This is a genomic window from Nitrospira sp., assembly GCA_037045225.1.
Classification (GTDB): Bacteria; Nitrospirota; Nitrospiria; order Nitrospirales; family Nitrospiraceae; genus Nitrospira_A.
Window position 1 is genome coordinate 3292817 of the sequence record JBAOHZ010000009.1, and the last position, 11924, is coordinate 3304740.

An 11924-nucleotide genomic window follows, 5' to 3' on the forward strand; every position below is an offset into this window, starting at 1 on the left:
GAAAGGAGCGGCGATCAGGAGGACTCGGGAACCGATCATGAGATGACTGGTCGATGTACGACCCGGTGTCCCGTCTTCGAGTCTATCCATAGTGCAGGTGTAGAGGCTTGTGCTAGAGTCAGACCCCGTTAGACCCTGATAGGGAGCCTACGAGCGTGCGCCACGCAGATGAGTGTTATCCCAAACACAAGGAACAGGGCTCGGCGCTTCGTGTGTGTTCGGCCTGGCTGTGTGGTGTGGCTGTGCTGGTGCTGGCAGTTTGCGCCGGGCCAACCCCTTCCTGGGCAGTCGACTCAAGCCAACGTTCCGCACTTCCTCCCAGCACGGCCGGTATCGGCACGGTCGACTATTGGCGGGATGTGCAACCGATTGTCGAGCGACGCTGTGCCGTGTGCCATGGTTGTTACGACTCACCGTGCCAGCTGAATCTGACCGCCTATGAAGGGCTGACCCGAGGGGCGAATAAAAAACCCGTCTACGAGGGAACGCGCCTGGTGACGGCCGAACCGACCCGCCTCTTCGAAGATGCCCAATCGGTGGAGGCCTGGCGCAAGAAGGATTTTTTTCCGGTCCTTGAGGAACGAGCGCAGGCGACTGAGGAGGCGCGCCGCGCCGGAGTCTTGGCGCGTATCTTGGCGCTCAAGCGGACACACCCCCTGCCTCCGCAGCCGCTGCTCCCCGAGACGTTCGATCTCTCGCTTGATCGAAAGCAACAATGTCCCACGGAGTCTCAGTTTGATGCGTTTGCTGCCGATCACCCGCTCTGGGGCATGCCGTACGGTTTGCCGGGCGTGAACGAGCAGGAATACCAGACTCTCATGCGATGGATCGAGGAGGGCGCGCCCTACCGGGACGTGGAGCCGGCCTCGCCCATGTCCATCGCTCAGATCGAGGAATGGGAAGCGTTCTTCAATGGGGACTCCCCTAAACAGCAATTGATGAGCCGCTATCTCTATGAGCATCTCACTCTCACCCATCTCTATTTCGAGGGACTCTCCGACCGCCAGTGGTTTCGACTCGTGCGATCCCGCTCTGCGCCGGGGCAGCCCATCGATCTGGTGGTCACGCGGCGGCCCTACGATGATCCAGGCGTACCTCGCGTCTATTATCGGCTTCAGCCGGTGCGCGGCAGTCTCCTCGCCAAGACCCATATTCCCTACGTACTGAGTCCCGCGCGCAAGCAGCGGTACGCCGAGCTCTTTCTCGACGCGCCGTATGAGGTGGACGCTCTGCCAGGATACGACGTGAGTGTGGCCTCCAATCCTTTCGTGGCCTTCCGGGCTCTGCCGTTCCGTTCGCGCTACCGTTTTCTGCTCGACGACTCCCACACGTTCTTCATGCAGTTCATGAAAGGACCGGTCTGTCGGGGACAGGTCGCCTTGGATGTCATCGATGAACGGTTCTGGCTTTTCTTCACCGATCCGGACAGCGCCGCGTTGGACCAGAGCGAAACGTTCCTGGCGGAGAACAGCAGCCATCTCTACTTGCCGACCGCCGAAGGAGTGAGCCGGTTCGGCCTCAGTTCCTGGCTGAAATACTCCCGCATGCAGAAAAGTTTTCTCAAGGCCAAACAGGCGTATATCGAAGCGCTACAACCTCGGAGTGAGACGGCCGATCTCTCCTTCATCTGGAACAGACGGGGAATGCAGTCGAGCGCGGCCCTCACGTTGTTCCGTCACGCCGATAGCGGCTCCGCCGTGCAGGGCTTGATCGGCGAGGCACCCAAAACCGCGTGGCTGGTCTCCTACGATCTGTTCGAGCGTATTTTCTATCTGCTGGTGGCCGGTTTCGACGTCTACGGCTTTGCGGGGCACCAGCTCGATACCCGGCTCTACATGGATTTTCTGCGTATGGAAGGGGAATCGAACTTCCTGTTGCTGTTGCCGCCGCAGGAACGAGAGCGGGTGCGGGACTTCTGGTATCGGGATGCGTCCCAGTCGGTCAAAGATTATGTCTACGGACTGCAATTCCAGGTTCGAAAAGAAAGCGGTATTCGATATCGGACGAATCAACCTAAGCAGGAGTTGCTCGCGTTACTGCGTCAACACGTCGGCGGGGTCCGAAATCCGCTCCATGATATCAACGACGAACTTGATTCGACGCTCCGCGCTCAGTTGCGAGCATTGGCGCATATTAAAGGTAAGGCGCTGCAATGGTTTCCCGAAGTGGCCCTGCTGACGATTACGGACCGGCCCGGCGGCGACGTTCGTCATGACCGCCTCTACACGCTCTTGCACGACGACGGCTACAGTAACCTCGCGTCTGTCTTCAACCCCGAGTCCCGTCGTCTTCCGGCAGAGGATGCGCTGACTGTTGCGAAGGGAGTCATCGGCGCGTACCCCAATGTGTTCTTTCATGTCGAACAGGCGGCGTTGCCGGAGTTCATCGCGGCTCTGGCCGGCCTCACGAGCGAAGCAGACTATCATCGGCTCGCCGAACGTTTCGCCGTGCGGCGCACGCACCAGCACTTCTGGGCGCACAGCGATGCTGTTCACCAGGCCTACCGCCGCATTGACCCTCTCGAAGCCGGACTGTTGGACTACAATCGGTTGGAGAATCGGTAGGCTGTGGCTCGGAGGAGGGGAAGGCCGATGCCTCATAGCGCGAGGGCATGAAGGCTCTGATCGCTCTGTTCACGCTGTGAGAGAGGAGACGTGCCGTGAGTGCCACAGAGCAGACCTTGCCGACGAAAACTGAAGACTATCTTCGCATGCGGGCCTTGGCAACCGGGCTCCTGTTGTTCATGGCGCTGCTGTTTGTCGTCGCGCTGATTCAACAAGAGGCACATCCCTGGTTCGTATGGCTCCGCGCCTTCGCCGAGGCGGCGATGGTGGGGGCGCTCGCCGATTGGTACGCGGTGACGGCGCTGTTCAAGCATCCCCTCGGCGTGCCGATCCCGCACACGGCCATCATCCCCGGGAATACCGAGCGTATTGCCTCCAACATCGGGAGTCTGACTCAGCGAAAGCTGGTCACACCAGAGGGGATCGCCCGGTTGGTCGGCTCCTGGCGGATCCCTGAAGAACTGATCGAGGTGTTACTCGCTCCGGAACGTAGGCGTGTACTGACCCACGAGGTCGCGCAGCTGCTTGTCCGGGCGCTGAACGCGTCGGAAGATACGGCGATGCAGAGGATGCTTCGCGAGATTGCCACCAAGGTCATGCGTGGCGTGAGCGTCGCACCCCTTGCCGGTCGGATGCTGGCAGGTTTTCTCGGGAGCCACCAACGGGATCGCCTCCTGAACGACATCCTCTCCGCTGTGCTCGAGTACGTGGATGCCAACAGAGACTCGTTGGGCAGGACGGTGGCTGAAAAACTCCCCTGGTCTCGCGTCCTCAGTTTTGTGAAGTTGGATTATTCTGTCTCCCACAAAGTGCTGGATTCTGTCTACGACACGCTCCGTACGATGCGAGACGCTCCGCACGATCCGATGCGGCGGAAGGTGATTGACCGGCTCCATGCCTTGTCGGAGTGGCTCATGCAGTCCGACGACGCGTTGAGGAGAGAGGCTTCCCTCAAAGAACAGCTACTGGCGTACGAGACGCTGTTGCAGTTTCTGGACGAGTCATGGCACCAGCTCAAGCAGTGGATGCTGGACGATTTGAGCCGGGAGCCGTCCGACATTCGGGCCTATCTCGATGCTGCCCTGGCCGAGGTCGGGCGCACGTTGCAGAACGACGCCGCATTGCGCGCCCTGTTGCATGATGGGGTGCAGGGTCTGGTCGAGGCACTGGCCACGCGGCACAGCGACAAGATCGGGGAGCTGGTGGCCAACACGGTCAGGGAATGGTCGCCGACTCAGATGGTGGAGACCATCGAGCGGGAAGTCGGCAAAGACCTCCAGTACATTCGCATCAATGGGACCATCGTCGGAGGTCTGGTGGGACTACTCCTGCATGCCCTGGCTCTGTTGATCGGGAGCGGGAAATAAGTTCCGGCCAGGCACAACCGGCACGCTGCTCAGGACGCCTCGGCTTCTCCCGCATTCTGCTTGCCGGACCGGTGAGGAATGGTGGCCGGTTCGGCGGTAGGCGCGACGTGCCCGGCATCGAGCAAGATGGCGACGAGCATATCGCTCATGACATTCACGCCGGAGCGGGCGCGGGCGATGATCCAATCCACGGTCATGATGAGGGGAATGGCCGCAATGATGACATGGTCCGGCAGGCCTGCGGCGGCTAATACCAGCGGCAGGATAATCAGTCCGGCCTCGGGAATGCCCGCCACGCCGGCTCCCGCGATGATGGAGGCGAGCACGATCAAGACCTGTTTCGCCATCGGCAGGTCGAAGCCCAGCGCCTGCGCGAGAAAGAGGGCGGCCATAGCTTCGTAGAGGGTGATGCCGTCGTTGTTGAGATTCGTCCCGACACAGGCCGCGAGGCGCGAGGATTGCGGCGAGACGTTCATGCGGTGGAGACACTGGAGCGTTACGGGCACGGTCGCGAGGCTGCTGTTGCAGGATACGGCGGTCAGGATGGCGTCGGCTCCCTGGCCCAGGTAGACCTTCGGCGACTTCTTTCCGATCAGCCAGGCGAGCAGCGGGTAATAGATGAGCGCATGGGCGGCGAGTCCCGCGAGCATCGCGGCGAGGAAGATCCACAGGACGGAAAAGACTCCGATACCGGCTTTGCCGACGACCTGGGCGACCACGCCGAATACCGCGAGCGGTACCACCAGGATGATCCATTCGAGTATCTGCACCAGCCAGACATAGACCCACTCAATGCCGCGCACCAGGGCGTTGACCAGCCCGGTGGTCTGGTCTTTGTCGCTCCGTACCAGCCGTAGCGTGGTGCCGAGCACCAGCGCGAGGAGGACGACGCCGATGATGTTGTTGCTTGAAAACGGGTCGGCGATGGTGCGGGGAATATAGGAGAGGAGGTACTCAATCGGGTTTTCCGAACCGGCCTGCACGGTAGCTTGCACGGTGGCAGAGGGTTTGGTGCCCGGCACCAGTTGAAGCAGCGCGTCGACGCGGCCCTGCCAGGCCAGGCCTGGCTGCCAGGTGTTCATGATGGCGAGGCCGATGGCCATGGCGACGGAGACGTTGACGAGGCAGATGAGGACCAGCTTGCCCCCTTGGCGGAGCGGAATGGTCGTTCGAATGAGCGCATCGAGGATTGCAAAGAAAATGAGCGGAATGGCGAGCGTCTTGAGTAACGTGACGACAAAGAGGCCGAGTTTTCCCAGTTGCGCATTGCGTAGACCGCCCAGATAGGGCTCCTGCCCGAAGATGACACCGAGCAGCCCGCCGCAGATCACGGCGATGAGTACTTGTGTATAGAGCGGCAGCGGGATCCAGTGATGCGTCGGCTTCATGTCGGTCTCTCGTGGAGGCGGAAGGATACCGGTTTCTCCACTGGATAACATCCTGATTGAGGGAAAGACTAGCCCTGACTTTTCAGGAGAGCCGTCTCCGCCCTCTGCTCCTCTGGATCCACAGGCTTTGATCGAGCTCCCCGGGAGGGCATCGCTGAAACATCCTGGCGACGGACGGAGGGCATGGGGCCGAAGTCCGGTGACGGAGATCAGCTGCTGCGCCGCCCATTGCGGAGAATGGGTGAAAGGAGTAGTTTCTTAAGCATTCCCACCCAACCGAAGGAGGCCATCATGACACGCTTCCGACTCCTCTTCCTGACCCTCGGATTACTGCTTGTTTCTACGGCGCCGGCCTTGGCGGAACTGCTGGCTCTGCTCAACTATGAAAGTAAACCTGACCAATCGGTGAGGCGGGAAGGGATTGCGATTATGGACATCGATCCCGAGTCGGCGGACTTCGGGAAAGTTCTGATGGAGGTTCCGCTTCCGCCGGACCTTGTCGCCCACCATATTTTCTTCAACCGCGATCGGACGAAAGCCTACATCACAGCCTTAGGCAAGAGCGTGCTCCACGTCGTGGACCTCACTCGCTTTCCCTATCGGCTTCGCGCCATCAATGTGCCGGATTGCCAGGCATTGGAAGATCTGGTGGTATCGGACGATAACCGGACCTGGTACCTAACCTGTATGGGATCGAGCGCCGTGATCATGGGCGATGCCGTGAACGATACACCGATCAAGACCGTCCGCACGCCGGGCGGCGGGGGCGCGTCCGTGCTCTATCCGCATGGCATCGCCATTCACAGCGGGATCGATCGTGTGTTGATCACGAGCACGGTGAAGCCGGATATGTCGGAGGCCGGCGACTCCGTCACAGTCTTGCAGGCCAGTACTGGGGCGGTGCTCTCGACGCACAAAGTGTCGTCCAAACCGTCACCCGCCAAGGCCGCTCCGGTCGAAGTGATGTTTGCGCCCAATTCGAATCCGCCGGTGGTGCAGATCACCAACATGTTGGAGGGCACGCTGTGGACCGGTATCTGGGATGCGGCGAGTCAGTCGTTCTCGTTTCAGCAGGTGGACGATTACGGCCCCCGGCACCAGGGTATGCCGCTGGAGATGCTCTACAATGCGACAGGTGACCGATTGTTCGTCACGACGGCGAAGCCGGGATTTGTGAATCTGTACGACAATTCCGACCCGAGCCATCCGAAGTTTCTCCAGGCCATTCCTGCAGCCCAGGGTGCTCACCATAGCGTCCTGTCGCCCGACGAACGCTATCTCTTTGTCCAAAACAGTCTGCTCAATCTGGAAGGCCTGAGCGACGGGTCTATCACGGTGATCGATCTGGCCAAAGGCGGGACCGTGCTGGGGAGTATCGACACGTTGAAAGCGCAAGGACTCAATCCGAATTGCATTATGCTGCTGCCGAATCATTTCCGGCAGGGCAACCTGCGCGCAGGTCTCCGGCTCGAGTAATTGGAGCGGAATGGCCGTATTGGGCGATGGGATCCTCGTTGAAGGAACGCGAGGGACCGGCCTGTTCTGCCCGCTTCCCTTCTTGACTCCCATTTTCATCGGCTCCTATAATTCGGCGGTTCATAGGCGACAACCAGCTGATTTGGCGTAGAGAATGGCCGAGTTTACGCATTTCAACGAGTCGGGGCGGGCACGGATGGTCGATGTCGGGGCGAAGGCCTCCACCGAACGTCTGGCAACGGCGCAGGCCACGGTGTTTCTTGAGCCTGCCACCCTCGACAAGATCCAGCACGGGAAGATTGCCAAGGGAGATGTGCTGGCCGTTGCCCAGGTTGCCGGGGTGATGGGGGCGAAAAAGACTCCGGATTTGATTCCCATGTGCCATCCCATCCTCCTCACCAGCGTCGATATTTCTTTTACCGAAACAGCCGAGCCCAATCACGAAGGTCGTTGCGCGATCACGATCACTGCCACGGCCAAGACCACCGGTCCGACCGGCGTGGAAATGGAAGCGATGACCGCCGCGTCGGTGGCCGCGTTGACGATCTACGATATGTGCAAGGCTGTGGACCGTGGCATGAGCTTCGGCGACATCTGCCTGTTGACGAAATCCGGCGGGAAGTCCGGCCTCTATTCCAGGAAGGTCGGCTGAAATGGTGACGATACAACTCTTCGGCATGATCAAGATGCTGGCCGGCAATCAAGGGACGCTGTCTCTGGCGCTGCACGACGGGAAGCGGGTCAAGGATCTGGTGTCGGTGATCGACGCGGCTTATCCGAAGATCGGCGAATTGCTGCAGAAAAAAAAGGTGCTGGTGTCGGTCAATCAAGAGATCGCGCACGAGGATCTTGAAGTCAACGACGGAGATGAAGTTGCGTTATTACCGCCCTTCGCGGGTGGAAATCATAGGAGCACACGATGAGTCTTGAGCAGGTCACCAACGCCGACCAGCCCGCGACCGACGATGAGGCGATGTTGGTCCGCGTCCAACGGGAAGACTTTTCGATCGATGAGGAACTCAGGCGGGTGCGCCGGCGCTCCAAACGGATCGGCGGCATTGCCATGTTTCTAGGGACGGCCCGTGACCGTTCGAAGGGGAAGGATGTAGACGGCATCACCTTCGAGCATTACGAAGGCATGGCGCAGAAGAAACTGCGCGAGATTCGTGAACGCGCCATCAAAGATTTCGGTGTGATCGAAGTGCTGGTCCTGCACCGGTATGGCGAGATCACCATCGGAGAGAATATTGTCTTGATCATTGCCGCGGCTGAGCATCGCGCCGAGGCTTTCCGTGCCTGTCAGTGGGCGATCGATGAACTGAAGCAAATTACGCCGATTTGGAAACTCGAGCACACCCCCGAAGGAGAGGTGTGGGTCGAGGAGCACCCATAGCCCTCAGGGGCACGCCGTCAGGGGGGAGAGGCCCGCGCCTTCGAGTCATTATGGATCACAGCATGCTCGATACACCCGCTCCCACGATTTTCGACCGATTAGGGCGTCCGCTCCGTAGCTTGCGCCTTTCTGTGACCGACCGCTGCAACCTTCGGTGCAAGTATTGTATGCCCGAGGACGATTATGCCTGGTTGCCGCGCGATACCATCCTGACGTTCGAAGAGATGGCCGAACTCACGGCGATCTTCACGGAGTTGGGAGTAGACAAGGTTCGGCTTACAGGCGGGGAACCGCTGTTGCGTCGGGACCTGCCACGGTTTGTCCGGCAGCTGTCTGAAAATCGACGGATCACAGAAATCGCCCTCACCAGCAATGGCGTCCTGATGGCGGATCAGGCTGCCGACTTGTCGTTTGCCGGGTTGAATCGCGTCACGATCAGTCTGGACACCCTGCGAGCCGATCGGTTCCGCACGTTGACCAAGCGCGATCTCCATCATCAGGTGTTCGACGGTATCAAGGCGGTGGTGCAGGTCGGGTTTCCCTCGCTGAAATTCGACACGGTTATCATCAAGGGCTACAACGACGACGAACTCATCGATCTGATCGAGTATGGAAAAACAGTAGGCGGCGAGGTCCGGTTCATTGAATATATGGATGTGGGAGGGGCCACGGACTGGTCCATGAATCAGGTACTGTCGCGGTCGGAGATGCTGGAGCAGATCGGCCGACACTACGGCGGGGTACAACCGATCGTTGAGAATAGTGTTGCGCCGGCGGAGCGGTTTCGGTTACCGGACGGCACCAGCTTCGGCATCATTCCGTCCACCACCACGCCTTTTTGTCGCTCGTGTGACCGAAGCCGCCTCACGGCGGACGGCATGTGGTACCTCTGTCTGTATGCGAAAGATGGACTCGATTTGCGGGCGCCGCTGAGACAAGGCCGGTCCCGCGACGAGATCAAATCGTTGATTACCGCCGCTTGGGAAGGGCGGGCAGATCGAGGTGCCGAAGAGCGCAAAGCTTTGGAAGTACTGGGTCTGCGAGAGCAGCGACTGATTGAAATCAACCGTCTACGCGAAGATCCCCACCTGGAAATGCATGCGCGAGGAGGTTGAGCGTCAGTTTCTGTTGTTCCTTCAACAGGGGCAGACGACGCACCTCTCTCGGAGCAGCCGATGTTCGATCCTCATACCCTGACTATCCTCAGTCTCGGATTTGTGCTGGGGCTGCGTCATGCCCTGGACGCGGATCATCTTGCTGCGCTTTCCACGGTGCTGGCGGAGCGTCCGACCGTGCGGGCGTCCACGGCCATGGGGTTTTTTTGGGGGCTCGGGCACACGCTGATGTTGTTGTGTGTCGGGACCCTGCTGTTGGCCTTGAACCTCACGATTCCCGACCGGTTGGCGACCCTGTTCGAGTTTGCCGTCGGCGTAATGCTGGTCGCCCTCGGTCTCTCGTTGGCCCGTCGGATCTACCGGGAGCAATGGCACCTCCATACGCATGAGCACGATGGACAGCCGCATATGCATTTACATAGCCATCATCTGCAGCCGAGTCATGCACATGGGCATTGGTATCAGGGATCGCTGCGGCCCCTCCTGATCGGGATGGCCCATGGACTGGCGGGATCGGCGGCGCTCATGTTGATTGTGCTCTCGACCGTCACGGGAATCGGCCAAGGCATCGGGTACATTGTTGTGTTCGGGGTCGGATCGATTCTCGGCATGGTCGGTGTCGGGGCGATCCTGAGTCTGCCGGTGGTCTATTCCGTGGCCGTCGGACCCCGGGCCTATTGGATGATGCAGGGCCTGGCCTGTCTCGCAAGTATCGGCTTGGGACTGCTCATGATGGTCCGGATCGGACTGGGCGGCGGCTGGTCATAGCCGGGATCTGTGCCTATCATGGGTCTGTCGCATTCGCGAACAGGTTCGAATGTTACCTTCTCCAAGAGGAACGTGCTGGAAGCAGAGCCGTCCGTGCAAATCTGTGTGCGCCTTTTAGAGAGGTATGTTATTCTGCCTCGCAGTGCGGAGGACTCATCCACAAGCGTCTGAGAGCGCGCCGGGATTCGAGGGACGTTCCGGGAATCCACGGCTATGAATGTCCGCGTGCTGGGCTGTCATGGGTCTGGGCAGTTGGTTGCAGGGGCGAACGGTCCGATCCAATGCGGCACCTGCGGCTTTCTGGTCAATGACCAGCTGCTGGTCGATGCCGGCACTATCGGGTCGCGCCTGTTCCTCGAAGAACAGCGGCGAATCCGGGTGGTCCTGCTGACCCATCTGCATTTCGACCATATTCGCGAATTGCCGACGTTGGCCGATAACCTGGTCGGCGAGATCGAGGCGCCGGTGGTCATCGCGGCCATGTCTGAAGTGTTGGATGGGCTCCGTACGCATATTTTTAATGGAACGGTGTATCCTGATTTCTTCCGGTTGCCCGATCCCGCTAGGCCCGTCTTCGTGCCCTATGAGCTGGAGGCGGGACGAGAGGATCTGCTGTGCGGGCTGGGCGTGACGCCGATTCGCGTCAACCATGTCGTGCCGACCGTGGGATTCTTGCTGCGTGAAGGGGCACACACGGTGCTCTATAGCGGCGATACCTATCGAACGGATACGCTTTGGCAGAGGGCAAAAGGTGTGACCGGGTTGCGGGCCGCGTTTATCGAGAGTTCGTTTCCCAATGCGATGGATGAGCTGGCGCGTGTGGCTAAACATCTGACTCCGGTGTTGCTGGCACAGGAATTTGCCAAGATGGCGCGGCCGGAGTTGCCGGTCTATGCCTACCATCTCAAGCCGCGGTTTCGCGAACAGATTCGGCAGGAGCTCGGGCAACTGGGGCTTCCTCATTTGACCGCGCTCGAAGAGGGCCAAACCCTTGTACTATAGGTGAGCACAGATGGCATGGTTTAAAAAAGGCAAAACCGAGGAAGCCGAACCCCCCAAACGCTCCAAAGTAGCGGAGGGGATGTGGCTGAAGTGTAATCATTGCCGGGAGATTGTGTATCGCAAAGAGGTGGACCGGAACAACAAGGTCTGTCCGAAGTGTGACTATCACTTCCCCATTTCGGTGATTGAACGCATCAATCTGCTGGTCGACCTCGGGACCTTCAAGGAGTGGGACGCCGAGTTGGAGCCGCAGGATCCGCTGCAGTTTCAGGATACGCGGACGTACAAGGACCGGATCAAAGCACAGCAGGAGAAAACCGGCCGCAAAGACGCCATGGTCATCGGTCAGGGGGCGATCAACGGGCGGAAGGTCGCGCTGTGCGTTTTTGACTTCGGGTTCATGGGCGGTAGTATGGGCTCAGTGGTCGGTGAAAAAATCTGTCGTGCCGTCGATCGGGCGTTGGAAGGGCGTATGCCGTTGATCCTCGTGACGGCTTCTGGCGGGGCCCGCATGCAGGAGGGCATTCTGTCGCTCATGCAGATGGCAAAAACCTCTGCGGCGGTGGCGAAGTTGGGAGAGGCCAAGGTTCCGTTTATCTCTATCCTGGCCGATCCGACCTTCGGCGGAGTGACCGCGAGTATCGCCATGCTGGGGGACGTCATTATCGCCGAACCGAAGGCCCTGATCGGGTTTGCGGGTCCACGCGTCATCGAGCAAACCATCAAGCAGCAATTGCCGGATCAGTTTCAACGAGCCGAGTTCTTGCTGGATCATGGGATGATCGACATGATCGTCGAACGTAAGCAGTTGAAAGAAGCAGTGAGCACGCTGGTCGGGCATTTTTAGCAGG

11 protein-coding genes are annotated in these 11924 nt (G+C 59.7%); 10 read left to right on the forward strand and 1 reads right to left on the reverse strand.

Annotation, left to right across the window (positions count from 1 at the left end; all coding sequences use genetic code 11):
- Positions 1-155: 155 nt before the first annotated feature.
- On the forward strand, positions 156-2564 hold the full coding sequence (locus V9G17_16430) for a fatty acid cis/trans isomerase (protein ID MEI2754182.1): 2409 nt from the start codon (positions 156-158) through the stop codon (positions 2562-2564).
- A 95-nt stretch (positions 2565-2659) separates the two neighbouring features.
- Complete coding sequence (locus V9G17_16435; GenBank protein MEI2754183.1) at positions 2660-3931, forward strand: DUF445 domain-containing protein; 1272 nt, start codon at positions 2660-2662, stop codon at positions 3929-3931.
- A gap of 29 nt (positions 3932-3960) precedes the next feature.
- Here the strand turns inward: V9G17_16435 and V9G17_16440 are convergent, their stop codons facing one another.
- The gene (locus tag V9G17_16440; protein MEI2754184.1) at positions 3961-5319 is read right to left on the reverse strand and encodes a dicarboxylate/amino acid:cation symporter; all 1359 of its coding nucleotides are present in this window, start codon (positions 5317-5319) and stop codon (positions 3961-3963) included.
- A gap of 291 nt (positions 5320-5610) precedes the next feature.
- Between V9G17_16440 and V9G17_16445 the strand changes: the two genes are divergently transcribed.
- From V9G17_16445 to accD, 8 genes are all read left to right on the forward strand, one after another.
- The gene (locus tag V9G17_16445; protein MEI2754185.1) at positions 5611-6795 is read left to right on the forward strand and encodes a YncE family protein; all 1185 of its coding nucleotides are present in this window, start codon (positions 5611-5613) and stop codon (positions 6793-6795) included.
- A 154-nt stretch (positions 6796-6949) separates the two neighbouring features.
- A complete protein-coding gene (moaC, locus tag V9G17_16450) occupies positions 6950-7447 on the forward strand; it encodes a cyclic pyranopterin monophosphate synthase MoaC (protein ID MEI2754186.1) in 498 nt (165 codons plus the stop codon).
- Between the two features lies 1 nt (position 7448).
- Positions 7449-7718, forward strand: coding sequence for a MoaD/ThiS family protein (locus V9G17_16455; protein MEI2754187.1), 270 nt, complete (start codon positions 7449-7451; stop codon positions 7716-7718).
- Complete coding sequence (locus tag V9G17_16460) at positions 7715-8188, forward strand: molybdenum cofactor biosynthesis protein MoaE (protein MEI2754188.1); 474 nt, start codon at positions 7715-7717, stop codon at positions 8186-8188. The genes V9G17_16455 and V9G17_16460 overlap by 4 nt, the downstream gene beginning before the upstream one ends.
- 62 nt (positions 8189-8250) lie before the next feature.
- Positions 8251-9303: a GTP 3',8-cyclase MoaA gene (moaA, locus tag V9G17_16465; protein MEI2754189.1), complete on the forward strand. Its 1053-nt coding sequence runs from the start codon at positions 8251-8253 to the stop codon at positions 9301-9303.
- Between the two features lie 60 nt (positions 9304-9363).
- A complete protein-coding gene (locus tag V9G17_16470) occupies positions 9364-10071 on the forward strand; it encodes a hypothetical protein (GenBank protein MEI2754190.1) in 708 nt (235 codons plus the stop codon).
- 213 nt (positions 10072-10284) lie between these two features.
- Entirely contained in the window at positions 10285-11073 is a 789-nt protein-coding gene (locus V9G17_16475; GenBank protein ID MEI2754191.1) for a 3',5'-cyclic-nucleotide phosphodiesterase, read from the forward strand.
- Positions 11074-11083: 10 nt separating this feature from the next.
- Positions 11084-11920, forward strand: a complete 837-nt coding sequence (accD, locus tag V9G17_16480) for an acetyl-CoA carboxylase, carboxyltransferase subunit beta (GenBank protein MEI2754192.1) — start codon at positions 11084-11086, stop codon at positions 11918-11920.
- Positions 11921-11924: the final 4 nt, after the last annotated feature.